25 protein-coding genes are annotated in these 26,751 nt (G+C 53.5%); 17 read left to right on the top strand and 8 right to left on the bottom strand.

The features are described from left to right. The first annotated feature begins 30 nt into the window (after nt 1–30). From bamA to tilS, 13 genes are all read left to right on the top strand, one after another. Nucleotides 31–2,442 carry an outer membrane protein assembly factor BamA gene (gene bamA, locus NBA72_RS16005; RefSeq protein WP_001240922.1) on the top strand — a complete coding sequence of 804 codons (2,412 nt, stop codon included), beginning with the start codon at nt 31–33 and terminating at the stop codon, nt 2,440–2,442. A gap of 122 nt (nt 2,443–2,564) precedes the next feature. Continuing rightward, a complete protein-coding gene (gene skp / locus NBA72_RS16000) occupies nt 2,565–3,050 on the top strand; it encodes a molecular chaperone Skp (protein WP_000758966.1) in 486 nt (161 codons plus the stop codon). A gap of 3 nt (nt 3,051–3,053) precedes the next feature. After that, nucleotides 3,054–4,079 carry a UDP-3-O-(3-hydroxymyristoyl)glucosamine N-acyltransferase gene (gene lpxD / locus NBA72_RS15995; protein ID WP_001139265.1) on the top strand — a complete coding sequence of 342 codons (1,026 nt, stop codon included), beginning with the start codon at nt 3,054–3,056 and terminating at the stop codon, nt 4,077–4,079. A 105-nt stretch (nt 4,080–4,184) separates the two neighbouring features. Further along, nucleotides 4,185–4,640 carry a 3-hydroxyacyl-ACP dehydratase FabZ gene (gene fabZ, locus NBA72_RS15990; RefSeq protein WP_000210741.1) on the top strand — a complete coding sequence of 152 codons (456 nt, stop codon included), beginning with the start codon at nt 4,185–4,187 and terminating at the stop codon, nt 4,638–4,640. Between the two features lie 3 nt (nt 4,641–4,643). Then, entirely contained in the window at nt 4,644–5,432 is a 789-nt protein-coding gene (gene lpxA / locus NBA72_RS15985; RefSeq protein WP_000565950.1) for an acyl-ACP--UDP-N-acetylglucosamine O-acyltransferase, read from the top strand. Continuing rightward, nucleotides 5,432–6,580 carry a lipid-A-disaccharide synthase gene (gene lpxB, locus NBA72_RS15980; RefSeq protein ID WP_000741216.1) on the top strand — a complete coding sequence of 383 codons (1,149 nt, stop codon included), beginning with the start codon at nt 5,432–5,434 and terminating at the stop codon, nt 6,578–6,580. The genes lpxA and lpxB overlap by 1 nt, the downstream gene beginning before the upstream one ends. Continuing rightward, a complete protein-coding gene (gene rnhB, locus NBA72_RS15975) occupies nt 6,577–7,173 on the top strand; it encodes a ribonuclease HII (protein WP_042947540.1) in 597 nt (198 codons plus the stop codon). The genes lpxB and rnhB overlap by 4 nt, the downstream gene beginning before the upstream one ends. A 23-nt stretch (nt 7,174–7,196) precedes the next feature. Further along, nucleotides 7,197–10,679 (top strand): DNA polymerase III subunit alpha, encoded by a 3,483-nt coding sequence (gene dnaE, locus NBA72_RS15970; RefSeq protein ID WP_001294834.1) that lies wholly within the window; start codon nt 7,197–7,199, stop codon nt 10,677–10,679. A 12-nt stretch (nt 10,680–10,691) separates the two neighbouring features. Continuing rightward, a complete protein-coding gene (gene accA / locus NBA72_RS15965) occupies nt 10,692–11,651 on the top strand; it encodes an acetyl-CoA carboxylase carboxyl transferase subunit alpha (RefSeq protein ID WP_000055753.1) in 960 nt (319 codons plus the stop codon). Between the two features lie 179 nt (nt 11,652–11,830). Further along, nucleotides 11,831–13,594, top strand: coding sequence for a chitinase (locus NBA72_RS15960; RefSeq protein ID WP_042947538.1), 1,764 nt, complete (start codon nt 11,831–11,833; stop codon nt 13,592–13,594). 75 nt (nt 13,595–13,669) lie between these two features. Continuing rightward, entirely contained in the window at nt 13,670–15,811 is a 2,142-nt protein-coding gene (ldcC, locus tag NBA72_RS15955) for a lysine decarboxylase LdcC (RefSeq protein ID WP_001021042.1), read from the top strand. Nucleotides 15,812–15,866: 55 nt separating this feature from the next. Further along, entirely contained in the window at nt 15,867–16,256 is a 390-nt protein-coding gene (locus NBA72_RS15950) for a VOC family protein (protein WP_000901088.1), read from the top strand. Nucleotides 16,257–16,318: 62 nt separating this feature from the next. Then, the gene (gene tilS, locus NBA72_RS15945) at nt 16,319–17,611 is read left to right on the top strand and encodes a tRNA lysidine(34) synthetase TilS (RefSeq protein WP_042947535.1); all 1,293 of its coding nucleotides are present in this window, start codon (nt 16,319–16,321) and stop codon (nt 17,609–17,611) included. Nucleotides 17,612–17,694: 83 nt separating this feature from the next. On the opposite strand, the gene rof is transcribed toward tilS, so the two are convergent. Then, nucleotides 17,695–17,955: a Rho-binding antiterminator gene (gene rof / locus NBA72_RS15940; RefSeq protein ID WP_000062330.1), complete on the bottom strand. Its 261-nt coding sequence runs from the start codon at nt 17,953–17,955 to the stop codon at nt 17,695–17,697. Beyond that, on the bottom strand, nt 17,942–18,142 hold the full coding sequence (locus tag NBA72_RS15935) for a YaeP family protein (RefSeq protein WP_001518678.1): 201 nt from the start codon (nt 18,140–18,142) through the stop codon (nt 17,942–17,944). The genes rof and NBA72_RS15935 overlap by 14 nt, the downstream gene beginning before the upstream one ends. A gap of 197 nt (nt 18,143–18,339) precedes the next feature. Here NBA72_RS15935 and NBA72_RS15930 point away from each other — a divergent pair, with 197 nt between their 5' ends. Genes NBA72_RS15930 through nlpE form a run of 3 tightly spaced genes read left to right on the top strand, consistent with a single transcriptional unit; the run spans nt 18,340 to nt 20,037 of the window. Further along, the gene (locus NBA72_RS15930; RefSeq protein WP_042947531.1) at nt 18,340–18,885 is read left to right on the top strand and encodes a YaeQ family protein; all 546 of its coding nucleotides are present in this window, start codon (nt 18,340–18,342) and stop codon (nt 18,883–18,885) included. Then, entirely contained in the window at nt 18,882–19,304 is a 423-nt protein-coding gene (gene arfB / locus NBA72_RS15925) for an alternative ribosome rescue aminoacyl-tRNA hydrolase ArfB (protein ID WP_000560527.1), read from the top strand. The genes NBA72_RS15930 and arfB overlap by 4 nt, the downstream gene beginning before the upstream one ends. 31 nt (nt 19,305–19,335) lie before the next feature. Further along, complete coding sequence (gene nlpE / locus NBA72_RS15920; RefSeq protein WP_000252574.1) at nt 19,336–20,037, top strand: envelope stress response activation lipoprotein NlpE; 702 nt, start codon at nt 19,336–19,338, stop codon at nt 20,035–20,037. 73 nt (nt 20,038–20,110) lie between these two features. Here nlpE and proS read toward each other — a convergent pair whose 3' ends face one another. The 6 genes from proS to metN all read right to left on the bottom strand — a co-directional run bounded on the left by proS (nt 20,111) and on the right by metN (nt 25,698). Further along, on the bottom strand, nt 20,111–21,829 hold the full coding sequence (gene proS / locus NBA72_RS15915) for a proline--tRNA ligase (protein WP_042947527.1): 1,719 nt from the start codon (nt 21,827–21,829) through the stop codon (nt 20,111–20,113). A gap of 110 nt (nt 21,830–21,939) precedes the next feature. Continuing rightward, on the bottom strand, nt 21,940–22,647 hold the full coding sequence (gene tsaA / locus NBA72_RS15910) for a tRNA (N6-threonylcarbamoyladenosine(37)-N6)-methyltransferase TrmO (protein WP_000093988.1): 708 nt from the start codon (nt 22,645–22,647) through the stop codon (nt 21,940–21,942). Further along, nucleotides 22,644–23,048 (bottom strand): Rcs stress response system protein RcsF, encoded by a 405-nt coding sequence (rcsF, locus tag NBA72_RS15905; RefSeq protein WP_001202315.1) that lies wholly within the window; start codon nt 23,046–23,048, stop codon nt 22,644–22,646. The genes tsaA and rcsF overlap by 4 nt, the downstream gene beginning before the upstream one ends. A gap of 118 nt (nt 23,049–23,166) precedes the next feature. Beyond that, complete coding sequence (gene metQ / locus NBA72_RS15900; RefSeq protein ID WP_000874215.1) at nt 23,167–23,982, bottom strand: methionine ABC transporter substrate-binding lipoprotein MetQ; 816 nt, start codon at nt 23,980–23,982, stop codon at nt 23,167–23,169. A 38-nt stretch (nt 23,983–24,020) separates the two neighbouring features. Beyond that, nucleotides 24,021–24,674 (bottom strand): methionine ABC transporter permease MetI, encoded by a 654-nt coding sequence (locus NBA72_RS15895; RefSeq protein ID WP_001287486.1) that lies wholly within the window; start codon nt 24,672–24,674, stop codon nt 24,021–24,023. After that, on the bottom strand, nt 24,667–25,698 hold the full coding sequence (gene metN / locus NBA72_RS15890) for a methionine ABC transporter ATP-binding protein MetN (RefSeq protein ID WP_042947521.1): 1,032 nt from the start codon (nt 25,696–25,698) through the stop codon (nt 24,667–24,669). Before metN ends, NBA72_RS15895 begins: the two co-directional genes overlap by 8 nt. Nucleotides 25,699–25,887: 189 nt before the next feature. Here metN and gmhB point away from each other — a divergent pair, with 189 nt between their 5' ends. Next, nucleotides 25,888–26,454, top strand: coding sequence for a D-glycero-beta-D-manno-heptose 1,7-bisphosphate 7-phosphatase (gmhB, locus tag NBA72_RS15885; RefSeq protein ID WP_001140158.1), 567 nt, complete (start codon nt 25,888–25,890; stop codon nt 26,452–26,454). The last annotated feature ends 297 nt before the right edge of the window (nt 26,455–26,751 follow it).

Raw genomic sequence — 26,751 nt, 5'->3', positions numbered from 1 at the left:
AGAGTTAGTTAGGAAGAACGCATAATAACGATGGCGATGAAAAAGTTGCTCATAGCGTCGCTGCTGTTCAGCAGCGCCACCGTATACGGTGCTGAAGGGTTCGTAGTGAAGGACATTCATTTCGAAGGCCTGCAGCGAGTCGCCGTTGGTGCGGCTCTCCTCAGTATGCCGGTGCGCACAGGCGACACGGTTAATGATGAAGATATCAGTAACACCATTCGCGCTCTGTTCGCCACCGGCAACTTTGAGGACGTCCGCGTCCTGCGCGATGGTAATACCCTTCTGGTTCAGGTAAAAGAACGTCCGACCATTGCCAGCATCACTTTCTCCGGGAACAAGTCGGTGAAAGATGACATGCTCAAGCAAAACCTCGAAGCGTCTGGCGTACGTGTTGGCGAGTCTCTGGATCGCACCACGCTGTCTGATATCGAAAAAGGTCTGGAAGACTTTTACTATAGCGTAGGTAAATACAGCGCCAGCGTTAAGGCGGTCGTCACGCCGCTGCCGCGCAACCGTGTTGATCTTAAACTGGTGTTCCAGGAGGGCGTATCGGCGAAGATCCAACAGATCAACATCGTCGGTAACCATGCCTTTAGCACCGAAGAACTCATTTCTCATTTCCAGTTGCGTGACGAAGTGCCGTGGTGGAACGTCGTCGGCGATCGTAAATACCAGAAACAGAAGCTGGCGGGCGACCTTGAAACCTTGCGCAGCTACTATCTGGATCGCGGCTACGCGCGTTTCAATATTGACTCCACGCAAGTGAGTCTGACGCCGGATAAGAAAGGGATCTACATCACCGTCAATATCACCGAAGGCGATCAGTACAAGCTTTCCGGGGTTCAGGTGAGCGGTAACCTGGCCGGACATTCCGCTGAAATTGAGAAACTGACGAAAATTGAACCGGGCGAGCTCTATAACGGCACCAAAGTGACCAAAATGGAAGATGACATCAAAAAGCTTCTGGGTCGCTATGGTTACGCCTATCCGCGCGTGCAGTCACAGCCTGAAATTAACGATGCTGACAAAACCGTAAAACTGCGCGTAAACGTCGATGCGGGCAACCGTTTCTACGTGCGTAAGATCCGCTTTGAAGGCAACGACACCTCAAAAGATTCCGTTCTGCGCCGTGAAATGCGCCAGATGGAAGGGGCGTGGCTGGGCAGCGACCTGGTTGACCAGGGGAAAGAGCGTTTGAACCGTCTCGGCTTCTTTGAAACCGTCGACACCGACACGCAGCGCGTTCCGGGTAGCCCGGATCAGGTTGATGTGGTGTACAAGGTGAAAGAGCGCAACACCGGTAGCTTTAACTTCGGTATCGGTTACGGTACAGAAAGCGGCGTTAGCTTCCAGGCCGGCGTTCAGCAGGACAACTGGTTAGGTACCGGTTATTCCGTGGGGATTAACGGTACCAAAAACGACTACCAGACCTACAGCGAACTGTCCGTTACTAACCCATACTTTACCGTTGACGGCGTGAGCCTCGGTGGTCGTATCTTCTATAACGACTTTGAAGCGGATGATGCCGACCTGTCCGACTATACCAACAAGAGTTACGGTACGGATGTGACGCTTGGCTTCCCCATCAACGAGTACAACACGTTGCGTGCTGGTCTGGGTTATGTCCATAACAAACTGTCCAACATGCAGCCGCAGATCGCGATGGATCGTTATCTTGAATCGATGGGCGACCCTGATGCCAGCGATTTTGCCGCCGACGACTTCACCTTTAACTACGGCTGGACCTATAACAAGCTTGACCGTGGTTATTTCCCGACGGACGGCTCGCGAGTCAACCTGACGGGTAAGGTGACGATTCCAGGTTCCGACAACGAATACTACAAAGTGTCGCTGGATACCGCGACCTATGTGCCTATTGATAACGACCACAAGTGGGTGGTTCTTGGGCGTACTCGTTGGGGTTATGGCGATGGTTTAGGCGGCAAGGAAATGCCGTTCTATGAGAACTTCTATGCCGGTGGTTCCAGTACCGTGCGTGGTTTCCAGTCGAATACTATCGGCCCGAAAGCGGTCTATAAAAATGGCGCCCACACTAGTTGGGACGATAATGATGATTACGAAGACTGTACTCAGGAATCAGGCTGTAAATCAGATGATGCGGTAGGTGGTAATGCCATGGCTGTCGCCAGCCTGGAATTTATTACCCCGACGCCGTTCATCAGCGAAAAGTATGCCAACTCGGTTCGTACCTCCTTCTTCTGGGATATGGGTACCGTTTGGGATACGAACTGGGATCCGTCATCTGCGCCGTCAGATGTACCGGACTACAGCGATCCAGGCAACATCCGTATGTCCGCGGGTATCGCATTACAATGGATGTCCCCATTGGGGCCGTTGGTCTTCTCCTACGCCCAGCCGTTTAAAAAGTACGATGGAGACAAAGCCGAGCAGTTCCAGTTTAACATTGGTAAAACCTGGTAATTGTTCACTGCAAAGGAATGCATTGGTAGTGTAGCGATGACTTTTGGCGATGCCCCCAGGGATCGCCAGGCCACGCAAAGAGCTGTACCTTCGGGTGCAAATGGGATGGTAAGGAGTTTATTGTGAAAAAGTGGTTATTAGCTGCAGGTCTTGGTTTGGCGATGGTAACGTCCGCACAGGCTGCTGACAAAATTGCAATCGTCAACATGGGTAATCTGTTCCAACAGGTTGCGCAGAAGACGGGTGTATCCAATACACTGGAAAACGAATTTAAAGGCCGTGCGGCTGAACTGCAAAAAATGGAAACCGATCTGCAATCTAAAATGCAGCGTCTGCAATCCATGAAAGCAGGTAGCGATCGTACTAAGCTGGAAAAAGACGTGATGTCTCAGCGCCAGACTTTCGCGCAAAAAGCGCAGGCTTTTGAGAAAGATCGCGCTCGTCGTTCCAACGAAGAACGCAACAAACTGGTGACTCGTATCCAGACTGCGGTGAAAAAAGTGGCTAACGACCAGAGTATCGATCTGGTGGTAGACGCAAACACCGTTGCTTACAACAGCAGCGATGTGAAAGACATCACCGCTGACGTACTGAAACAGGTTAAATAAGTAATGCCTTCAATTCGACTGGCTGACTTAGCAGAACAGTTGGATGCAGAATTACACGGTGATGGCGATATCGTCATCACCGGCGTTGCGTCCATGCAATCTGCAACAACAGGCCACATTACGTTTATGGTAAATCCTAAGTACCGTGAACACTTAGGTTTATGCCAGGCTTCTGCGGTTGTCATGACGCAGGACGATCTTCCTTTTGCCAAGAGCGCGGCGCTGGTAGTTAAAAATCCCTACCTGACCTACGCGCGCATGGCGCAAATTTTAGATACTACGCCGCAGCCCGCGCAGAATATCGCGCCAAGCGCCGTGATTGATGCGACGGCAACGCTGGGTAGCAATGTTTCAGTCGGCGCGAATGCGGTGATTGAATCTGGCGTACAACTGGGCGATAACGTGGTTATCGGCGCAGGCTGTTTCGTCGGAAAAAATAGCAAAATCGGGGCGGGTTCACGCTTGTGGGCGAACGTAACGATTTACCACGACATTCAGATCGGTGAGAATTGCCTGATCCAGTCCAGTACGGTGATCGGCGCGGACGGTTTTGGCTACGCTAACGATCGTGGCAACTGGGTGAAGATCCCACAACTGGGCCGGGTCATTATTGGCGATCGTGTCGAGATCGGCGCTTGTACCACCATTGACCGTGGCGCGTTGGATGATACTGTTATTGGCAATGGCGTGATTATTGATAATCAGTGCCAGATTGCACATAACGTCGTGATTGGCGACAATACGGCAGTTGCCGGTGGCGTCATTATGGCGGGTAGCCTGAAGATTGGCCGTTACTGCATGATTGGCGGCGCCAGCGTGATCAATGGGCATATGGAAATATGCGACAAAGTCACGGTAACTGGCATGGGTATGGTGATGCGTCCCATCACGGAACCGGGCGTCTACTCCTCAGGCATTCCGCTGCAACCCAACAAAGTATGGCGTAAAACTGCTGCATTGGTGATGAACATTGATGATATGAGCAAGCGTCTCAAAGCGATTGAGCGCAAGGTTAATCAACAAGACTAACGTTTCGCCTTGTAGTTGCCATTCTTTTCCGGCCTGTCACATTCATACGATTGCGGCAGGCCGTGTTATTATTGCCTTTTTGTATATTTGGACAGGAAGAGTATTTTGACTACTAACACTCATACTCTGCAGATTGAAGAGATTTTAGAGCTTCTGCCGCACCGTTTTCCGTTTTTACTGGTCGATCGCGTGCTGGACTTTGAAGAAGGTCGTTTTCTGCGTGCGGTGAAAAATGTCTCCGTCAACGAGCCGTTTTTCCAGGGACACTTCCCGGGCAAACCGATTTTGCCAGGCGTGCTGATTCTGGAAGCGATGGCGCAGGCAACCGGTATTCTGGCGTTTAAAAGCGTTGGTAAACTGGAACCTGGCGAACTGTATTATTTCGCGGGTATTGATGAAGCGCGCTTTAAGCGTCCGGTGGTGCCAGGCGATCAGATGATCATGGAAGTCACTTTCGAGAAAACGCGCCGTGGCCTGACCCGCTTTAAAGGGGTTGCGCTGGTCGACGGTAAAGTTGTGTGCGAAGCAACCATGATGTGTGCTCGTAGCCGGGAGGCCTGATTCGTGATTGATAAATCCGCCTTTATTCATCCTACCGCCATTGTGGAAGACGGCGCTGTAATTGGCGCTAATGCTCACATTGGTCCCTTTTGTATTGTTGGGCCGCAGGTCGAAATTGGTGAGGGAACCGTACTGAAGTCTCATGTGGTCGTGAATGGTCAAACCAAAATCGGCCGCGACAACGAGATTTATCAGTTTGCCTCCATCGGTGAAGTGAACCAGGATCTGAAATATGCGGGTGAGCCGACCCGTGTGGAAATTGGCGATCGTAACCGCATCCGCGAAAGCGTCACCATTCATCGTGGTACAGTGCAGGGCGGTGGGTTGACGAAGGTGGGTAGCGATAACCTGCTGATGATCAATGCGCATGTCGCACATGATTGTACGGTAGGTAATCGCTGTATCCTCGCCAACAACGCCACGCTGGCGGGGCACGTATCAGTCGATGATTTTGCGATCATCGGCGGTATGACGGCAGTTCATCAATTCTGCATTATCGGTGCGCATGTGATGGTCGGCGGCTGCTCCGGCGTGGCGCAGGATGTCCCTCCGTATGTGATTGCGCAGGGTAACCATGCGACGCCGTTCGGGGTAAATATCGAAGGGCTGAAGCGTCGCGGCTTTAGCCGTGAAGGGCTGGTGGCGATTCGTAATGCCTACAAACTGTTGTACCGCAGTGGTAAAACGCTCGACGAAGCGAAGCTGGAAATCGCTGAACTTGCTGAAAAGCATCCGGAAGTGAAGGCGTTTACCGAGTTCTTTGAGCGTTCAACGCGTGGTCCGATTCGTTAATGGCGGCACAGCGTCCTTTAACGATTGCCCTGGTCGCCGGTGAAACGTCCGGCGATATTCTTGGCGCAGGCTTAATTCGTGCGCTGAAAGCGCGCGTACCCAACGCCCGCTTTGTGGGCGTTGCGGGGCCGCGTATGCAGGCTGAAGGGTGTGAAGCCTGGTACGAAATGGAAGAGCTGGCGGTCATGGGCATTGTTGAAGTGCTCGGACGTTTACGCCGTTTGTTGCATATCCGCGCCGATCTGACCCGCCGTTTTACCGAACTCAAGCCCGATGTCTTTGTCGGGATTGACGCCCCTGATTTCAATATTACCCTCGAAGGTAATCTGAAAAAGCAAGGGATTAAGACCATTCATTATGTCAGCCCGTCCGTTTGGGCCTGGCGACAGAAACGCGTTTTCAAAATAGGCAGATCCACCCATATGGTGCTGGCCTTTCTGCCTTTCGAAAAAGCGTTTTACGATAAATTTAACGTCCCGTGCCGCTTTATCGGTCACACCATGGCGGATGCCATGCCGCTGGACCCGGATAAAAATGCGGCGCGCGACGTGTTGGGTATCCCGCATGACGCCCATTGTCTGGCGCTACTGCCAGGCAGCCGTGGCGCGGAAGTGGAAATGCTCAGCGCCGACTTCCTGAAAACCGCACAATTGCTGCGACAGCGCTATCCCGATCTGGAAGTGGTAGTGCCGCTGGTGAACGCGAAACGCCGCGAGCAGTTTGAAAAAATTAAAGCGGAGGTTGCGCCGGATCTCGCCGTTCATTTGCTGGACGGCATGGCGCGCGAGGCGATGATCGCCAGCGACGCGGCTCTGCTGGCCTCGGGTACGGCGGCGCTGGAGTGTATGCTGGCAAAATGCCCGATGGTAGTGGGATATCGTATGAAGCCCTTCACTTTCTGGCTGGCGAAACGTCTGGTGAAAACGGAGTATGTGTCTTTGCCTAACCTGCTGGCGGGAAGAGAATTAGTCAAAGAGCTGTTGCAGGAAGAGTGCGAACCGCAAAAACTCGCCGAAGCGCTGTTGCCGCTACTGGCGAACGGTAAAACCAGCCATGCGATGCACGACACCTTCCGTGAATTGCATCAGCAGATCCGCTGTAATGCCGATGAGCAGGCGGCAGATGCCGTCCTGGAGTTAGCACAATGATCGAATTTGTTTATCCACACACCCATTTAGTGGCGGGTGTGGATGAAGTGGGCCGTGGCCCGCTGGTGGGCGCCGTAGTGACCGCCGCCGTGATCCTCGATCCGGCTCGTCCGATCGTCGGTCTGAATGATTCCAAAAAATTGTCTGAAAAGCGTCGTCTGTCATTGTATGAAGAGATTAAAGAAAAGGCGTTAAGCTGGAGTCTGGGACGCGCGGAAGCGCATGAAATTGATGAGCTGAATATTTTGCACGCCACCATGCTCGCCATGCAGCGCGCTGTCGCTGGTCTGCATATTGCGCCAGAATATGTGCTGATCGACGGCAATCGCTGTCCGGCGCTGCCTGTGCCGTCAATGGCCGTGGTGAAAGGCGACAGCCGCGTGGCGGAGATTAGCGCGGCGTCTATTCTGGCGAAAGTCACCCGCGACGCAGAAATGGCGGCGCTGGATATCGTTTTTCCTCAGTATGGCTTTGCGCAGCACAAAGGCTATCCAACCGCTTTTCATCTGGAAAAGTTGGCACAGTATGGCGCGACGGCGCACCACCGACGCAGTTTTGCGCCTGTTAAACGCGCTCTGGGACTTGTGTCCTGATTCTTGTATCGAGAAATCTGAAGATGTCTGAACCACGTTTCGTTCACCTGCGGGTGCACAGCGACTACTCTATGATCGATGGGCTGGCGAAGACCGGGCCGCTGGTGAAAAAGGCGGCCTCATTAGGTATGCCTGCGCTGGCGATCACCGATTTTACCAACCTCTGCGGTCTGGTGAAGTTCTACGGAGCGGGTCATGGCGCGGGCATTAAACCCATCGTCGGGGCGGACTTTAATGTTCACAACGAACTGCTGGGAGATGAGCTGACTCATCTGACGGTACTGGCGGCGAATAATACGGGATACCAGAACCTGACGTTGCTGATCTCGAAAGCGTATCAGCGCGGCTACGGCGCGGCAGGCCCGATTATTGAGCGCGACTGGCTGGTAGAGCTTAAAGAAGGTTTGATCCTGCTTTCCGGCGGGCGCATGGGCGACGTAGGCCGCTGTCTGCTACGCGGCAACCAGGCGCTGGTGGAGGAGTGCGTTGCTTTCTATGAAGCGCATTTTCCCGAACGCTACTTCCTGGAACTGATCCGTACCGGCAGACAGGATGAAGAGACCTATCTCCATGCTGCGGTTGAGCTGGCTGAGGCACGTGGTTTGCCGGTTGTCGCGACAAACGATGTCCGTTTTCTTGAAAGCGATGATTTTGACGCCCATGAAATTCGTGTCGCGATCCACGACGGTTTCACGCTCGACGATCCTAAACGTCCACGCAATTATTCACCGCAGCAGTATATGCGCAGTGAAGAAGAAATGTGCGAGCTGTTCTCCGATATTCCGGAGGCGCTGGAAAATACGGTGGAGATTGCCAAACGCTGCAACGTAACGGTGCGTCTGGGTGAATATTTCCTGCCGCAGTTCCCGACCGGCGATATGACCACCGAAGATTATCTGGTCAAAAAAGCGAAAGAGGGGCTGGAAGAGCGTCTGGCTTTCCTGTTTCCGGACGAAGAAGAGCGCAAAAAGCGTCGCCCGGAATATGACGAGCGTCTGGATATTGAACTACAGGTTATCAACCAGATGGGGTTCCCTGGCTACTTCCTCATCGTGATGGAGTTTATCCAGTGGTCAAAAGATAACGGCGTGCCGGTAGGGCCGGGACGTGGTTCCGGGGCCGGTTCGTTGGTGGCCTACGCGCTGAAAATTACCGACCTTGATCCGCTGGAATTTGACCTGCTGTTCGAACGTTTCCTGAACCCGGAACGTGTCTCGATGCCTGACTTCGACGTCGACTTCTGTATGGAGAAACGCGACCAGGTGATTGAGCACGTCGCAGACATGTACGGGCGTGATGCGGTATCGCAGATTATCACCTTCGGTACGATGGCGGCGAAAGCCGTTATCCGCGATGTGGGCCGCGTGCTGGGGCATCCGTACGGTTTTGTCGATCGTATCTCGAAGCTGGTGCCGCCCGATCCGGGCATGACGCTGGCAAAAGCCTTTGAAGCGGAACCGCAACTGCCGGAAATTTACGAGGCGGACGAAGAGGTCAGAGCGCTGATCGATATGGCGCGTAAGCTCGAAGGTGTCACGCGTAACGCCGGTAAGCACGCTGGCGGCGTGGTCATCGCGCCGACCAAAATTACCGACTTTGCGCCGCTGTACTGCGATGAAGAGGGCAAGCATCCGGTTACCCAGTTTGATAAAAGCGACGTGGAATATGCCGGGCTGGTGAAGTTCGACTTCCTCGGCTTGCGTACGCTGACCATCATCAACTGGGCGCTGGAGATGATCAACAAGCGGCGCGAGAAAAACGGCGAGCCGCCGCTGGATATCGCCGCCATTCCGCTGGACGATAAAAAAAGCTTCGACATGCTGCAGCGCTCGGAAACCACGGCGGTCTTCCAGCTTGAATCGCGCGGCATGAAAGATCTGATCAAACGTCTGCAGCCAGACTGCTTTGAAGATATGATCGCACTGGTGGCCCTGTTCCGTCCCGGCCCGTTGCAGTCAGGGATGGTAGATAACTTTATCGACCGTAAGCACGGTCGTGAAGAACTCTCTTACCCGGACGTTCAGTGGCAGCATGAAAGCCTGAAGCCGGTACTGGAGCCGACCTACGGCATCATTCTGTATCAGGAACAGGTGATGCAGATTGCCCAGGTACTTTCCGGGTATACTCTCGGCGGCGCGGATATGCTGCGTCGTGCGATGGGTAAGAAAAAGCCGGAGGAGATGGCCAAACAGCGTTCCGTTTTTGAAGAGGGCGCGAAAAAGAACGGTATCGACGGCGAACTGGCGATGAAAATCTTTGACCTGGTGGAGAAATTCGCCGGTTACGGGTTTAACAAATCGCACTCCGCCGCTTATGCGCTGGTTTCTTACCAGACGCTATGGCTAAAGGCGCACTATCCGGCTGAATTTATGGCGGCGGTGATGACTGCCGATATGGATAACACCGAGAAGGTCGTCGGCCTGGTGGACGAGTGCTGGCGGATGGGACTGAAAATTCTGCCGCCGGATATTAACTCCGGATTGTACCATTTCCACGTTAACGATGAGGGCGAGATCGTCTACGGCATCGGCGCGATCAAAGGCGTCGGCGAAGGGCCGATCGAAGCGATCATCGACGCGCGTAATCAGGGCGGCTATTTCCGCGAACTGTTTGATCTGTGCGCGCGGACCGACACCAAAAAGCTCAACCGCCGGGTGCTGGAAAAGCTGATCATGTCCGGGGCGTTCGACCGCCTGGGGCCGCACCGCGCCGCGCTGATGAACTCATTGGGCGATGCGCTGAAAGCCGCCGACCAGCACGCTAAAGCGGAAGCTATCGGTCAGGCGGATATGTTCGGCGTGCTGGCGGAAGAGCCGGAGCAAATCGAACAATCCTATGCCAGCTGCCAGCCGTGGCCGGAGCAGGTGGTGTTAGATGGGGAACGTGAAACGTTGGGGCTGTACCTGACGGGCCACCCCATCAATCAGTATTTAAAAGAAATTGAGCGCTATGTCGGCGGGGTAAGGCTCAAAGACATGCATCCGACAGAACGTGGTAAAGTCACCACGGCTGCGGGGCTCGTGATTGCCGCAAGGGTTATGGTCACCAAGCGCGGCAATCGTATCGGCATCTGTACGCTGGATGACCGTTCCGGGCGTCTGGAAGTGATGTTATTTACCGACGCGCTGGATAAATACCAGCAGTTGCTGGAAAAAGACCGCATACTTATCGTCAGCGGACAGGTCAGCTTTGATGACTTCAGCGGGGGGCTTAAAATGACCGCCCGCGAAGTGATGGATATTGACGAAGCTCGCGAAAAATACGCTCGCGGGCTTGCTATCTCGCTGACGGACAGGCAAATTGATGACCAGCTTTTAAACCGACTCCGTCAGTCTCTGGAACCCCACCGCTCGGGGACCATTCCAGTACATCTCTACTATCAGAGGGCGGATGCGCGTGCGCGGCTGCGTTTTGGCGCAACGTGGCGTGTCTCTCCGAGCGATCGTTTACTTAACGATCTGCGTGGCCTCATTGGTTCGGAGCAGGTGGAACTGGAGTTTGACTAATACAGGAATACTATGAGTCTGAATTTCCTTGATTTTGAACAGCCGATAGCAGAGCTGGAAGCGAAAATCGATTCTCTGACTGCGGTAAGCCGCCAGGATGAGAAACTGGATATTAATATCGATGAAGAAGTCCATCGCCTGCGCGAAAAAAGCGTAGAACTGACGCGCAAAATCTTCGCCGATCTCGGCGCATGGCAGGTAGCCCAACTGGCGCGCCATCCGCAGCGTCCGTACACCCTGGATTATGTCCGTCTGGCGTTTGATGAGTTTGATGAGCTGGCGGGCGATCGCGCCTATGCTGATGACAAAGCCATCGTCGGCGGTATCGCGCGTCTGGAAGGGCGGCCGGTGATGATCATTGGTCATCAGAAAGGTCGTGAAACCAAAGAAAAAATTCGTCGTAACTTTGGCATGCCAGCGCCGGAAGGCTACCGCAAAGCGCTGCGCCTGATGGAAATGGCTGAACGCTTCAACATGCCGATTATCACCTTCATCGACACCCCGGGCGCTTACCCTGGCGTGGGCGCGGAAGAGCGTGGTCAGTCTGAAGCTATCGCCCGCAACCTGCGTGAGATGTCTCGTCTGAACGTACCGGTCATCTGCACCGTGATTGGCGAAGGCGGCTCCGGCGGCGCATTGGCGATTGGCGTGGGTGATAAAGTGAATATGCTGCAATACAGCACCTATTCCGTTATCTCCCCGGAAGGTTGCGCCTCTATTTTGTGGAAGAGCGCCGACAAAGCGCCATTGGCTGCTGAAGCGATGGGCATCATCGCGCCGCGTCTGAAAGAGCTGAAGCTCATCGATTCCATCATTCCGGAGCCGCTGGGCGGCGCGCACCGTAATCCGGAAGCGATGGCGGCATCGCTAAAAGCGCAGCTGCTGGAAGATTTAGCCGATCTCGATGTGTTAAGCACCGATGATTTAAAAAACCGTCGTTACCAGCGTTTGATGAGCTACGGTTACGCCTAATCATTTACCTCATTTTTCCCAGGAGGCCGGATAATCCGGCCTCTTTTTTTTGGACGAGGAAAAATGAGACGCCGATGAGTTGATGTGATTAAACGCAACGGCATGTTCTCCCTGACACTGTAGCAACTGCCAGGCGTGTGGCCAGGGCAGGCAGTGAACTACCCTTCAAGGAGAAAATTATGGGATTGCAAAAAACACTGGCGCTCAGCGCCGTGGCGGCAGGAATCATGTTGAGCTTATCCGGTGCGCAGGCCGCACCGCTGCTTAGCAGTAGTGAGCCAATGACCATCAACGCCAGCGATCTGGCGGCGAAAGAGAAAGCGCTGACGGATTTTCCGTTAATGGAGGCCGTGAAATCCTCTATCCAGACGTTGGATAACAGCGCGGTCGAACAAATCGAACCGGGGCGCGCCGCTAACCCGGCAAACGTAAGACGCGTTGAAAGTATTCTGAAAGAGGCCGACTGGGATTATCTGTTCCCGATGCGCGCGCCGGAATACACTTACTCTAACTTCCTGAAAGCGATAGGTAAATTCCCGGCGGTTTGTGGTACCTACACCGATGGACGCGATAGCGACGCTATCTGCCGTAAAACCCTGGCTACTATGTTTGCGCATTTTGCCCAGGAGACGGGCGGTCACGAAAGCTGGCGTGACATTCCGGAATGGCGTCAGGCGCTGGTCTATCTGCGCGAAGTCGGCTGGACAGAAGGGCAGAAAGGCGGCTACAACGGCGAATGTAACCCGGATGTATGGCAGGGCCAGACCTGGCCGTGCGGTAAAGATAAGGACGGCGATTTCCTCAGCTATTTTGGTCGCGGGGCAAAACAGCTTTCTTATAACTACAACTATGGGCCTTTCTCTGACGCGATGTATGGCGACGTTCGCCCTCTGCTGGATAAACCCGAGCTGGTGGCGGATACCTGGATGAACCTGGCGAGCGCCGTCTTCTTCTTTGTGTATCCGCAGCCGCCGAAGCCGTCTATGCTACATGTGATTGACGGTACCTGGCAGCCAAACGATCGCGATAAAGCAAACGGCCTGGTATCAGGTTTCGGCGTCACCATTCAAATCATCAATGGCGGCGTGGAGTGCGGCGGCGCAGATGAGAATGCGCAGTCGCTTAACCGCATCGCCTACTACAAAGAGTTTGCCAACTACCTGAAAGTGCCGGTGCCGGCGGACGAAGTGTTGGGCTGTAAAAAGATGAAGCAGTTCGATGAAGGCGGCGCTGGCGCGTTACCGATCTATTGGGAACAAGACTGGGGCTGGAGCGCCGATACTGCGGACGGTAAAACCTATTCCTGCCAGTTAGTGGGATATCAGACGCCGTATACCGCCTTTAAAGAGGGTGACTACACGAAATGTGTACAGCATTATTTCAACGTTAATGTCGTCGATGATAACGGAACCACTGAACCGGATGTCACGCCAACTCCGGCGCCAGTGACGGATGAAAACGTGGCGCCAGTCGCGCGCATTGCCGGGCCGGTCGGGGCGGTGGAAGCCGGTAGCCCGGTTTCACTCAGCGCGGAAGGATCGACCGACGCGAATGGCGACAAGCTCACCTATACCTGGATGTCGCAGGATGGCAAAACGCTGAGCGGCCAGGATAAAGCCGTTGTGATTTTCAACGCGCCGGATGTCACTCAGAACACCCAGTATGTGGTGAATCTGACCGTTAGCGACGGTACGCTCTCCAGTACAGCGGTTTATACGCTGAATGTGAAAGCGAAGGCCGCCGCTGCGGATGACGAAGATAAGACCACCAGCTATCCTGCCTGGAGCAGCAGCCAGAAATGGAATCCGGGCGACATCGTTAACAGTAATGGCGCATTGTACCAGTGCAAACCGTTCCCGGAAGGCTCATGGTGTAATGTTGCGCCTGCCTACTATGAGCCCGGCGTAGGGATTGCCTGGGCCGATGCATGGAACGCATTGTAATAAGATAAATCCTGTCGGTGCTTTGCATCGGCAGGATTGTTACTATGCTTATCTCAGGTTTTTTCAGGAGAAAGCATGAACATCATCGCCATTATGGGGCCGCACGGGGTTTATTATAAAGATGAACCCATCAAGGAGCTTGAGCGTGCATTACAATCCCTGGGATTTCAAATTATCTGGCCGCAAAATAGCGTTGACTTGTTGAAGTTTATTGAACATAACCCGCGCATCTGCGGCGTTATTTTTGACTGGGATGAATACAGTCTCGACCTTTGTAGCGAAATCAACCAGCTAAATGAATACCTTCCCCTCTACGCCTTTATCAATACCAACTCCACGCTGGACGTTAGCGTTCACGATATGCGCATGGCGCTGTGGTTTTTTGAGTATGCATTGGGGCTGGCTGAAGATATCGCGACGCGCATTCATCAATATACAAACGAATATCTCGATAATATTACGCCGCCGTTTACCAAAGCGCTGTTTACCTACGCCAAAGAAGGAAAATATACCTTTTGTACGCCGGGTCATATGGCGGGAACGGCGTATCAGAAAAGCCCGCCAGGCTGTCTGTTTTATGACTTTTTTGGCGGCAATACCTTAAAGGCCGATGTGTCGATTTCGGTGACTGAACTGGGATCTCTGCTGGATCACACCGGGCCGCATCTGGAAGCGGAAGAGTATATCGCCCGTACTTTTGGCGCCGAGCAGAGCTATATGGTGACGAACGGTACGTCGACCTCGAATAAAATTGTCGGTATGTATGCCGCGCCTGCGGGAAGTACGCTACTCATTGATCGTAATTGTCATAAATCGCTGGCGCATTTGCTGATGATGAGCGATGTGGTGCCTCTCTGGTTGAAGCCGACGCGCAATGCGCTCGGTATTCTCGGCGGTATTCCTAAGCGTGAATTTACCCGCGACAGCATTGCGCGTAAGGTGGCGGAAACCGCGCAGGCGCAATGGCCGGTTCATGCGGTTATCACCAATTCTACTTACGATGGTCTGCTGTATAACACTAACTGGATCAAGCAGATGCTGGACGTTCCCTCGATCCATTTTGATTCCGCCTGGGTACCCTATACCCATTTCCATCCGATCTACCAGGGGAAAAGCGGGATGAGCGGCGATCGGGTGCCCGGAAAAGTGATTTTCGAAACGCAATCCACCCATAAAATGCTGGCGGCTTTTTCGCAGGCGTCGCTTATTCATATCAAAGGGGAATATGACGAAGAGACGTTTAACGAAGCGTTTATGATGCACACTTCCACATCGCCGAGCTATCCCATTGTCGCCTCTATCGAGACCGCGGCGGCGATGCTGCGCGGCAATCCAGGGAAAAGATTGATTAATCGTTCGGTGGAGCGGGCGCTCCATTTTCGTAAAGAGGTACAGCGGCTACGTGAAGAGTCCGATAGCTGGTTCTTTGATATCTGGCAGCCGGAAGAGGTTGATGAGGCCGAATGCTGGCCGGTCACGCCGGGAGAAACCTGGCATGGCTTCGCCGATGCCGATGACGATCATATGTTTCTCGATCCGGTTAAGGTGACAATCCTGACGCCGGGGATGGATGAACAGGGCAACATGAGCGAAGAGGGGATACCCGCCGCGCTGGTGGCGAAGTTCCTCGATGAGCGAGGCGTGGTGGTGGAAAAAACCGGGCCGTATAATCTGCTGTTTTTGTTCAGCATAGGGATTGATAAGACCCGTGCGATGGGGCTGCTGCGCGGACTGACAGAATTTAAACGGGCCTACGATCTTAACCTGCGCGTCAAAAATATGTTGCCGGATCTGTATGCGGAAGATCCGGATTTTTATCGCAATATGCGCATTCAGGATCTGGCGCAGGGGATACATAAACTGATCCGCCAGCACGATCTTCCGGGGCTGATGCTGCGGGCGTTCGAGGTTTTACCGGAGATGATCATGACCCCGCACCAGGCCTGGCAGCGTCAGATCAAAGGCGAGGTGGAAACCGTGGCGCTCGATCAACTGCCAGGGCGCGTTTCCGCGAATATGATCCTGCCTTATCCGCCAGGCGTTCCGCTGTTGATGCCCGGCGAGAGGATCACGCAACAGAGTCGGGCCGTGCTCGATTTTCTGCTGATGCTCTGCTCGATTGGCCAGCATTATCCCGGTTTTGAAACGGATATTCACGGTGCGAAACGGAATGAAGACGGGGTGTACCAGGTACGAGTCTTAAAACACGCCTGTTAGCTTGCCTGACGGGAATGTGACGAGTAACGTACTGATAATCAATAAAGGAGACGCTATGCTGGGATTAAAACAGGTTCATCACATCGCGATCATTGCGACAGACTATGCGGTGAGCAAGGCGTTTTATTGCGATATTCTGGGGTTCGATCTGCTAAGCGAAGTCTGGCGGGAAGAGCGTGACTCGTGGAAGGGCGATTTGGCACTAAACGGGCAGTATGTGATTGAGCTTTTCTCTTTTCCCTTCCCTCCGGCGCGTCCAAGCCGACCTGAAGCCTGCGGCCTGCGCCATCTGGCTTTCAGCGTGGAAAATGTGGAAAACGCCGTTGCGCATCTGGAAAAGCATCAGGTTAAGTGCGAACCGATACGCATCGATCCGTATACCGGGAAGCGCTTTACTTTTTTCAACGATCCGGACGGTTTACCGCTTGAGCTGTATGAGCAGTAAGGCTTGTCATTAAGACGCTCGCCAGGTAACGTTGCCGGGCTAAGTCACTATAAGCATGGATCATGACCACTCTCACGTTGAATACCTCGTTACTCTCTTCTCGCCGTATTCTGGCTGCCTTTAGCGGCGGCCTGGATTCTACGGTGCTTCTGCATCAACTGGTGTTGTGGCGAGAACGCCACCCTGACGTTACGCTGCGTGCTATCCATATTCATCACGGTTTAAGCCCTCATGCTGATAGCTGGGTGCGGCATTGCGAAACCGTATGCGAACGCTGGCAGGTTCCGCTGGTAGTGGAGCGGGTGACGCTGGCAGATAATGGCCTGGGTATCGAGGCCCATGCGCGTGAAGCGCGCTACCGGGCGTTCGCACAGACGCTATTGCCTGGCGAAGTGCTGGCAACCGCGCAGCACCTTGACGATCAGTGTGAAACATTCCTGCTGGCGTTAAAGCGCGGCAGCGGTCCGGCCGGACTTTCCGCGATGGGAGAACGCTCGCCTTTTGCCGGAACTCTGCTTCTTCGTCCGCTGTTGAGAGAAACGCGGAAGACGCTGGAACAGTGGGCTGTGCGTCATGGCTTATGCTGGATTGAAGATGAAAGCAATCAGGATGACGCCTACGATCGCAATTTTTTACGCCTGCGCGCGCTTCCGCTCTTACAGCAGCGCTGGCCGCATTTTCCTGCGGCGGTAGCCCGTAGCGCGACGCTCTGCGCCGAGCAAGAAAGGCTGCTGGATGAGCTTCTGGCCAGCGATCTTACGGACTGTATCACGGCGGAGGGAACATTGCGGCTCTCTCCATTGATGTTGATGAGCGATGTACGGCGGGCAGCGATTTTGCGTCGCTGGCTGGCGATGCGTAATGCGCCGATGCCCTCTCGCGACGCGCTGGAACGTATCTGGCAGGAAGTGGCGCTGGCGCGCGACGACGCCTCTCCCTGTTTACGCTTTGGCGATCACGAGATTCGCCGTTATCAGTCGCAACTGTGGTGGATTAAAACCGTGGCCGGACAACACGAAACGACGGTCGTCTGGCCCGTCTGGCAAACACCGCTGGCGCTGCCTGCCGGCTTAGGGACGGTACAGCTCGTTCCTGGCGGCGAACTGCGCCGACCGCGAGAGGAAGCATCCGTCAGCATTCGGTTTAAAGCGCCAGGCGTATTACATATTGTCGGGCGTAACGGTGGACGTAAGTTAAAGAAAATCTGGCAGGAGCAGGGGATCCCGCCCTGGCGACGAGACACCACGCCGCTGTTGTTTTACGGCGAAACGCTGATTGCGGCTGCGGGTGTTTTTGTGACGCGTGAGGGAGCAGCAGAAGATAAAGAAGGGGTGAGTCTGGTTTGGCATGCCTGATGGCGCTGCGCTTATCGGGCCTACGTATCGCATGGAACGTAGGCCGGATAAGGTGCTTGCACCACCATCCGGCAACAAAATACTCAGGATTCGCTAACTACCACGGTACCAATTTCCGGGTGGCTGAAACTGGCGATTTTATCGAGACGAAGCTCACAAGACTCGCCGGAAACCTCGGCAAGCAGATATTCTACGTTTTTACGTAAGATCAAATCGTTCGCTTTTGCCTGCAAAACCTCGCCATCTTTTAACGTTAGCGTCAGTATTAAATGATGCATGCAGGCAAGCTCAAGACTATCGTAGTCATCGCAATTAATGGGTTGATACGTTTCATTCATTGACATAATCGCTCACCAGTAAGTTCGCGGCAGCATAAGCTGCCTTTTCCCTGACCGACTCTGAAAGGGCGCTATCTGCCGCCACTTCATTAAGCACTTTCAATACACAACCCAGCGCATCCGGGACATACCCTAAGTCTCCGCTGGCGATTTCCGCATACCGCTTGCGTACTAACTCACAATATTTTTCCACATGCCCTCCTGTCAGCATTCTGACTTAACCGTGGATGCAAGTCTAAGCCTACGAAGTTAAATCTTGTTTAGCAAGGTGACTATACCATACTCATTTGCGCAATATCAGCGCCTGACGCGAGTGGGTAAAAGATTCGTTAACAGCCTTTTAGCGCGGTTTTCGCTACAATGGGCGCCTGATTCGAAAGGAGTTTTCTCATGGCGCTTAAAGCGACAATTTATAAAGCCGTCGTCAATGTGGCTGACCTTGATCGCAACCGGTTTCTGGATGCGGCATTGACGCTGGCGCGTCACCCTTCTGAAACGCAGGAGCGCATGATGCTGCGCCTGTTGGCATGGATAAAATATGCTGATGAACGGTTGCAGTTTACACGCGGGCTCAGCGCGGAAGATGAGCCGGAGGCCTGGCTGCGTAACGATCATCTGGGCATCGATCTCTGGATAGAGCTGGGGCTGCCGGATGAGCGCCGTATTAAGAAAGCCTGTACTCAGGCGAGCGACGTCGCGCTCTTTGCTTATAACTCCCGGGCGGCGCAAATCTGGTGGCAGCAGCATCAAAGCAAGTGCGCGCAGTTCGCTAACCTGTCCGTCTGGTATCTGGATGACGGGCAACTGGCGCAGCTCAATGAATTTGCCGATCGTACCATGACGCTACAGGCGACGATTCAGGACGGCGCAATCTGGCTTTCTGATGCTCGGAATAATCTGGAAATACAGCTAACCGCCTGGCAACAGCCCTCATGATTGCCATCTCCCGGACGGTCTCCATAGCCGACAATGAGCTGGAAATTACGGCCATTCGCGCGCAGGGCGCGGGTGGTCAGCACGTAAATAAGACCTCTAGCGCGATTCATTTGCGCTTTGACATTCGGGCCTCTGGCCTGCCAGAGTATTATAAACAGCGTTTGCTGACGGCCAGCCACCATCTGATAAGCGATGATGGCGTCATTATCATTAAGGCGCAGGAGTTCCGGAGCCAGGAGCTCAACCGGGAAGCGGCTATCGCCAGGCTGGTTGCCGTCATAAAAGAATTAACCGCGGAGCAGAAAAGCCGTCGCGCAACCCGTCCGACGCGTGCCTCGAAAGAGCGCCGCTTATCCTCAAAGGCGCAAAAATCTTCTGTAAAGGCGCTTCGCGGCAAAGTTCGTCGTCCACTGGATTGACGGGCAGGAATAGCAATTTCATAAGGATTTTATGGTGAGAACAGCAATATTGTCAGTAGCGGCAGCCTGTACGCTATTTGCATTGATAGGGTGTAATAACCGTGCGGAAGTTGACGCCCTGCAACCTGCGCAGGCGGCGGAATTAAAACCCATGCAGCAAAGCTGGCGCGGCGTGCTGCCCTGTGCGGATTGTGAAGGTATTGAAACGTCACTGTTTCTGGAAAAAGACGGCACATGGGTGATGAACGAGCGCTATCAGGGCGTGCGCGAAGAACCTTCCTCTTTTGCGTCATACGGTACCTGGGCGCGGACGGCGGATAAACTGGTGTTAACCGACAGCAATGGCGAGAAATCGTATTATCGCGCGAAAGGCAATGCGCTGGAGATGCTCGACAGAGAAGGCAATCCGGTGGCTTCGCAGCTTAATTATACGCTGGTGCCTGTTACCGCCAGCCTGCCGGTAACGCCAATGCCGCTGCGTGGTATGTATGTATACAGGGCCGATGCGGCGACCTTTACCGATTGCGCGACCGGAAAACGGCTGCCGGTCGCCAGTAACGCCCAGCTTGAGCGCGGCTATCTGGCGGCGAAAGGTGAAGCGGAAAAACCGGTGCTGCTGACGGTAGAAGGGCATTTTGTGTTTGCCGCGAACCCGGACACGGGCGAGCCGGTAAAAACGCTAATAGCTGATAAAAATGTGAAGTTTGCGCCGGGTAAAGATTGCACTCACTAATAAAAGGCCTCGCAGGGTGCGAGGCCTTTACATATCTGCCGGGTGGCGCCGGGCAATGCCAACAAAATGTCGTTTAGCCTTTAATCGCCTTGACCAGATAATCAACGATATCGCCGGTTTTAATCAGCGATTTTTCACCGCTGCGACGGTATTTATACTCAATATCGTCGTTATCCAGGTTGCGATCGCCAATCACGATAGTATGTGGAATACCAATCAGCTCCATATCGGCAAACATCACGCCCGGGCGCTCTTTACGGTCGTCCATCAGCACTTCAATGCCCTGCGCGCGCAATTCGCTGTACAGCTTTTCCGCCAGCTCCTGCACACGGAAGGATTTGTGCATATTCATCGGCAGAATAGCGACCTGGAAAGGCGCAATGGCGTCAGGCCATACAATGCCGCGCTCGTCAAAGTTCTGCTCGATAGCCGCGGCAACGACACGTGTTACGCCGATACCATAGCAGCCCATTGTCAGGATCTGGTTACGGCCATCTTCACCCTGAACGGAGGCTTTCAGCGCTTCTGAGTACTTGGTACCTAACTGGAAGATGTGACCCACTTCGATACCGCGTTTGATAAGCAACGTTCCCTGACCATCCGGACTCGGATCGCCGGCGACTACGTTACGGATGTCGGCAACAACAGGCGTCGCCACATCGCGATCCCAGTTAATACCAAAGTAGTGTTTACCGTCGATGTTGGCGCCAGCGGCAAAATCGCTCATGGCGGCAACGGTACGATCGATGATGACCGGAATCGGCATATTGACCGGGCCGAGGGAGCCAGGGCCGGCATTAATTACGGCGCGAATCTCTTCTTCGGTAGCGAAGGTCAGCGGGCTGGCAACCTGCGGCAGTTTTTCCGCTTTAACTTCATTCAGTTCATGATCGCCGCGAACCAGCAGAGCCACCAGCGGAGACTTGCTGTCTTTCACCGCTTTCACCAGCAGCGTTTTTACCGTGTTTTCAATTGGCAGGTTGAATTGTTCCACCAGCTCCGCGATGGTTTTGGCATTTGGCGTATCGACCAGAGTCATTTCCTGCGTCGCCGCTGCGCGCGGCGTTTGCGGCGCGATAGCTTCTGCCAGTTCAATGTTAGCCGCGTAATCAGAAACATCAGAGAAAACGATATCGTCTTCGCCGCTTTGCGCCAGCACCTGGAATTCATGCGAGGCGTTGCCGCCGATAGAACCGGTATCGGCCTGTACCGCGCGGAAATCCAACCCCATACGGCTGAAGATACGGCTATACGCGGCGTACATGGCGTCATAGGTTTCCTGCAACGATTCCTGAGAGGTATGGAAAGAGTAAGCATCTTTCATCAGGAATTCGCGCGAACGCATCACGCCAAAGCGCGGACGCACTTCATCACGGAATTTGGTCTGGATTTGGAAGAAGTTCAGCGGCAACTGCTTATAAGAGCTGAGTTCATTACGCACCAGATCGGTGATAACTTCTTCGTGGGTCGGGCCGAGTACGAACGGACGCTCGCCACGGTCGACAAAACGCAGCAGTTCCGGACCGTACTGTTCCCAACGACCACTCTCTTGCCACAGGTCGGCTGGCTGAACGACTGGCATCGACACCTCGATAGCACCGGCGTTGTTCATCTCTTCACGCACGATGTTTTCGACTTTTTTCAGGACGCGCAGGCCGGTCGGCAGCCAGGTATATAACCCGGAGGCGAGCTTGCGGATCATCCCGGCGCGCAGCATCAGCTGGTGGCTGATAACCTCGGCGTCGGCAGGTGTCTCCTTCAGAGTGGAGAGCAGGTATTGGCTAGTACGCATGTTGTTACGGTTCCAGTTGAACGATCGAACAGGCTCAATGTGAGCCTGATACAAAAAAAGTGATTTAGTTTACCAGCGTGCAAGAGATGTCAAAAGAGAAGGGCGTGAAATTACCGTGGTTCCAGCGCAAACACTTCAAATCCGGTGTTAACCACACGCCAGCGCACGTTAAAATCATGCAGCCAGACGGCATAGGTTTTGCCCGTCTCTTCACCCTTACGATAAGCCGGGCGAGGATCTTGCGCCAGCACATCGCAAATAAATGTCCGTAGCTGCGGATAACGCCTTTCCAGCGTCGTAAGCTGTTGAGCCACCTCAGCGGTAAAACTCACGGGCATTTCAGCTATCGGCGCCTGTTGCGCATAGCTGGCGGCGGCGTCCGGTAAGGCCTCGGCAAACGGTAAATACGGTTTGATATCCACCACCGGCGTGCCATCCACCAGATCCAGACTGCCTAATTTCAGAATTACGCTCTCTTTCCGGCACTCGATACCTTTTAGCGCAACGAGCGACATGCCAATCGGATTGGGGCGGAACGTGGAGCGCGTGGCAAAAACGCCCATTCTGGCGTTACCGCCAAGACGGGGCGGACGAACTGTTGGCCGCCAGCCGCCGTCCATCGTCTGATGAAAAACGAAAAGCACCCACAAATGGCTGAACGCTTCCAGGCCGCGAACGGCATCGGCCTGGTTGTAAGGCGCTATCAGATGCAGTTCGCCGCAGGCGCTTTTGACCAGACCAGGCTGGCGCGGAACGGCGAATTTTTCTTTATAGGGGGAGCGAATAACGCCGATTTGTTCAAACTGAAAGCTGCTCATTTCGCCGAAATATTCAGGGCGGACCCGATACAAACCGCCTGACGATAGCAGCCTGGCGTGCCGCTGGTAATTTCACAGCTGTGCAGCAGGACGGCGTTGGCTTTCATTTTAGATGCATTAATCTGCATACGCTTGCGCGCAGTTGGAATGTTAGGCGGAGAGTCTTGATTTGTCGCCTGGCAGGATTCGCCGCTAACCTCGCCAAGATCGCGGAAAGGTTTGCCGACTAAGTCTTCAGCATTGGTGTAAATCCTGACGGGAGCGGCACGCGGCGCTTTAGGTTTCTCCGGCTCCGCTTTTGGCGGGGTTGCGGTGCTTTGAACGGGTTCAACAGGGGATCTGCTTAGCATGGAACAACCGCCCAGCATGAGTGCCAATAAACAGATCGGTAAAGCACGCATAATATTTCCTCAATGAATGTTCTAATTGCCAGATATTGAATCAGGAGCTTGCATAAATGACAAGACGGGCAATAGCCCGTCCTGAATAATATTACAGATTGTGGAATCAGCCTAAAACTTACCAGCCTTTCACCGCACCGCCATTAAAAACTTTATTTGCGGCTTCGTACACTTCATCAGACTGGTAAGCCTGAACGAATTTTTTCACATTCTCGGCGTCTTTGTTATCTTCACGCGTCACGATCAGGTTAACGTACGGAGAATCTTTATCTTCAACGAAGATACCGTCTTTCGCTGGCGTCAGGCCAATCTGGCTGGCGTAAGTCGTATTGATGACCGCTAACGCGATCTGCGCGTCATCCAGCGAACGCGGCAACTGCGGCGCTTCCAGCTCAACAATTTTCAGATTTTTCGGGTTTTCGACGATATCCAGCGAGGTAGGAAGCAGACCGACGCCGTCTTTCAGTTTAATCAGCCCTACTTTTTGCAGCAGCAACAGGGAACGACCAAGGTTGGTCGGGTCGTTAGGCACAGCGACCTGGGAACCGTCCTTGAGCTCATCCAGAGATTTGATTTTTTTGGAATATCCTGCAATGGGATAGACAAAAGTCTTACCAACGGAAACCAGTTTGTAGCCGCGATCTTTGATTTGCTGATCCAGATACGGTTTGTGCTGGAAGGCATTGGCATCGATATCGCCTTTGCTCAGCGCTTCATTAGGCAGAACATAATCATTAAAGGTCACCAATTCCACGTCCAGGCCGTATTTTTCTTTCGCGACTTTCTGCGCGACTTCGGCAACTTGCTGCTCTGCGCCAACGATTACGCCGACTTTAATATGATTCGGATCTTTTTCATCCTGACCGCAACCCGCAAGTGCCAGAGAACCAATCAGAGCACCCACTGCCGCAAAGGTTTTGAATTTGAACGCCATGCTTATTTCCTTAATGAGTATTTGTGTTGTGTTTAACGTTACTTATGCGTGACAGCCCTGACGATGCGATCGCCGGATAACTGAATTAAATAAACCAGAACGACGAGTAATACCAGCACCGTATTCATCACGGTAGCATTGTATCCAATATAACCGTACTGATAGCCGATTTGGCCGAGGCCGCCTGCGCCGACGGCGCCGCCCATTGCGGAGTAACCGACCAGGGTGATCAGTGTAATGGTTGCCGCATTCACCAGACCAGGCAGCGCTTCCGGTAAAAGGATTTTACGTACAATTTGCAGCGGCGTGGCGCCCATCGCTCGCGAGGCTTCAATCAGCCCGGCAGGAATCTCTAACAACGCATTTTCCACCATACGGGCGATAAAAGGCGCGGCGCCGACGGTCAGCGGTACAATTGCGGCCTGCAAACCAATGGAGGTGCCGACAATTATTCGGGTAAAAGGAATCATCCACACCAGCAGGATGATAAAGGGAATCGAGCGGAAAATATTGACCACCGCAGAGAGGGAGCGATACAGCCGGGCGTTCTCCATAATCTGCCCCGGGCGCGTAACATACAGCAATACGCCAACCGGCAGGCCAATCACGAAACCGAAGAAACCGGAGACAAAGGTCATCGCCAGCGTTTCCCAAACGCCACGAACCAGTAACCACATCATTGCCTCAGACATAACCCAGTACCTCTACTTTCACATGGTGATCCTGCAGCCAGGCAATTGCGGCTTGCGTCTCTTCTTGTGTGCCGTGCATTTCCGTTAGCATAATGCCGAACTTCACACCGCCCGCGTAATCCATCTGCGCGCTGATAATATTATTGTTCACGTTGAAACGACGCGCGGTTTCAGAAAGCAGCGGGGCATCCACAGACTGCCCGGTGAACTCCATGCGCAGCATCGGCACGCTGTCAGTTTCCGGCGACGCTTTCAAACGCGCCTGGTAATCTTCCGGAATGTCCAGGTGCAGAGTGGACTGAATAAACTTCTGCGCCAGCGGCGTTTTAGGGTACGAGAAGACTTCGCTGACCGTATCCTGCTCAATAAGCTCGCCATTACTGATGACGGCAACGCAGTCGCAGATACGTTTCACGACATCCATTTCATGAGTGATAAGCAGAATCGTCAACCCCAGACGACGGTTGATATCTTTCAGCAATTCCAAAATCGAACGGGTCGTCGCGGGATCAAGCGCGCTGGTGGCTTCATCGCACAGCAACACTTTTGGATTACTGGCTAACGCGCGGGCAATCGCGACACGCTGTTTCTGACCGCCGGAAAGATTTGCCGGATAGCTGTCGTGCTTGTCGCCAAGACCGACTAAATCCAGCAGCTTTGTGACACGGTGTTTGATCTCTTCCTTTGGTGTGTTATCCAGTTCCAGCGGCAACGCGACGTTGCCAAACACGGTACGGGAAGAGAGCAGGTTAAAATGTTGGAAAATCATGCCGATTTGACGGCGAGCTTTGGTCAACTCAGGCTCTGAAAGCGTTGTCAGCTCCTGACCGCCGACCTGAACGCTACCTTCGGTTGGGCGTTCAAGTAAGTTAACGCAGCGGATAAGCGTACTTTTACCGGCGCCGGAGGCGCCAATGACGCCATAAATCTGCCCGGCAGGCACGTGCAGGCTGACATTATTTAGCGCCTGAATGGTGCGCGTCCCCTGCTGGAACACTTTGGTAATATTCGAAAGTTTAATCATTGGTTATTTATTATCGTAATTAAGTTAGCCGTGGCATTTTCGTCTGTCTAATACGGTCAACGCCGTCAACAGAATGGATGTTAAGGCATCCAGACGTCTAAATCAATCAGGCTTTATACGATGAGCACTTTCTTGCCTGCTGAAACATGCGATACTAGCGCCACTTGCTTTACTCAGGAGCTATAAAAGGTGGCAAAGTCTGTACCCGCAATTTTTCTCGACCGTGACGGCACCATTAATGTGGATCACGGCTACGTACATGAAATCGATGCATTTGAGTTTATAGACGGTGTTATTGACGCGATGCGCGAGCTAAAAAAAATGGGCTATGCGCTGGTGGTGGTGACGAACCAGTCCGGAATCGCGCGCGGCAAATTCACCGAGGCGCAGTTTGAAACGTTAACCGAATGGATGGACTGGTCGTTGGCGGATCGCGATGTTGATTTGGACGGCATCTATTATTGTCCTCACCATCCGCAGGGCAGTATAGAAGAGTTCCGTCAGGTATGTGATTGCCGCAAGCCGCATCCAGGAATGCTTATCTCGGCGCGTGATTTCCTGCATATCGATATGGCGGCTTCTTATATGGTGGGAGACAAGCTGGAAGATATGCAGGCGGCGGCGGCGGCAAATGTCGGGACAAAAGTGCTGGTGCGTACGGGCAAACCGGTCACGGCAGAAGCAGAAAACGCGGCGGACTGGGTGTTAAACAGCCTTGCAGATCTGCCATCGGCGATAAAAAAGCAGCAAAAATAAGCGTTATGGATAAAAGATGAGCGGTTAAAACAAAAATGCATTTTTCCGCTTGTCTTCCTGAACCGACTCCCTATAATGCGCCTCCATCGACACGGCGGATGTGAATCACTTCACACAAACAGCCGGTCGGTTGAAGAGAAAAATCCTGAAATTCAGGGTTGACTCTGAAAGAGGAAAGCGTAATATACGCCACCTCGCAACGGTGAGCGAAAGCCGCGTTGCACTGCTCTTTAACAATTTATCAGACAATCTGTGTGGGCACTCGAAGATACGGATTCTTAACGTCCTCGGACGAAA

It is taken from the genome of Salmonella sp. NW1250, from assembly GCF_051812965.1.
In the GTDB taxonomy this organism is placed as follows: Bacteria; Pseudomonadota; Gammaproteobacteria; order Enterobacterales; family Enterobacteriaceae; genus Salmonella; species Salmonella enterica.
Note: the sequence above shows the minus strand (reverse complement) of the source record. Positions and strands in the feature narration are given on the sequence as shown.

What these genes read in the sequence shown, in the direction of transcription:
- bamA (WP_001240922.1), top strand. Translation starts at nt 31, where the DNA reads ATGGCGATGAAAAAGTTGCTCATAGCGTCGCTGCTGTTCAGCAGCGCC.
- lpxD (WP_001139265.1), top strand. Translation starts at nt 3,054, where the DNA reads ATGCCTTCAATTCGACTGGCTGACTTAGCAGAACAGTTGGATGCAGAA.
- lpxB (WP_000741216.1), top strand. Translation starts at nt 5,432, where the DNA reads ATGGCGGCACAGCGTCCTTTAACGATTGCCCTGGTCGCCGGTGAAACG.
- rnhB (WP_042947540.1), top strand. Translation starts at nt 6,577, where the DNA reads ATGATCGAATTTGTTTATCCACACACCCATTTAGTGGCGGGTGTGGAT.
- dnaE (WP_001294834.1), top strand. Translation starts at nt 7,197, where the DNA reads ATGTCTGAACCACGTTTCGTTCACCTGCGGGTGCACAGCGACTACTCT.
- accA (WP_000055753.1), top strand. Translation starts at nt 10,692, where the DNA reads ATGAGTCTGAATTTCCTTGATTTTGAACAGCCGATAGCAGAGCTGGAA.
- NBA72_RS15960 (WP_042947538.1), top strand. Translation starts at nt 11,831, where the DNA reads ATGGGATTGCAAAAAACACTGGCGCTCAGCGCCGTGGCGGCAGGAATC.
- ldcC (WP_001021042.1), top strand. Translation starts at nt 13,670, where the DNA reads ATGAACATCATCGCCATTATGGGGCCGCACGGGGTTTATTATAAAGAT.
- NBA72_RS15950 (WP_000901088.1), top strand. Translation starts at nt 15,867, where the DNA reads ATGCTGGGATTAAAACAGGTTCATCACATCGCGATCATTGCGACAGAC.
- tilS (WP_042947535.1), top strand. Translation starts at nt 16,319, where the DNA reads ATGACCACTCTCACGTTGAATACCTCGTTACTCTCTTCTCGCCGTATT.
- rof (WP_000062330.1), bottom strand. Translation starts at nt 17,955, where the DNA reads ATGTCAATGAATGAAACGTATCAACCCATTAATTGCGATGACTACGAT.
- NBA72_RS15930 (WP_042947531.1), top strand. Translation starts at nt 18,340, where the DNA reads ATGGCGCTTAAAGCGACAATTTATAAAGCCGTCGTCAATGTGGCTGAC.
- arfB (WP_000560527.1), top strand. Translation starts at nt 18,882, where the DNA reads ATGATTGCCATCTCCCGGACGGTCTCCATAGCCGACAATGAGCTGGAA.
- nlpE (WP_000252574.1), top strand. Translation starts at nt 19,336, where the DNA reads ATGGTGAGAACAGCAATATTGTCAGTAGCGGCAGCCTGTACGCTATTT.
- proS (WP_042947527.1), bottom strand. Translation starts at nt 21,829, where the DNA reads ATGCGTACTAGCCAATACCTGCTCTCCACTCTGAAGGAGACACCTGCC.
- tsaA (WP_000093988.1), bottom strand. Translation starts at nt 22,647, where the DNA reads ATGAGCAGCTTTCAGTTTGAACAAATCGGCGTTATTCGCTCCCCCTAT.
- rcsF (WP_001202315.1), bottom strand. Translation starts at nt 23,048, where the DNA reads ATGCGTGCTTTACCGATCTGTTTATTGGCACTCATGCTGGGCGGTTGT.
- metQ (WP_000874215.1), bottom strand. Translation starts at nt 23,982, where the DNA reads ATGGCGTTCAAATTCAAAACCTTTGCGGCAGTGGGTGCTCTGATTGGT.
- NBA72_RS15895 (WP_001287486.1), bottom strand. Translation starts at nt 24,674, where the DNA reads ATGTCTGAGGCAATGATGTGGTTACTGGTTCGTGGCGTTTGGGAAACG.
- metN (WP_042947521.1), bottom strand. Translation starts at nt 25,698, where the DNA reads ATGATTAAACTTTCGAATATTACCAAAGTGTTCCAGCAGGGGACGCGC.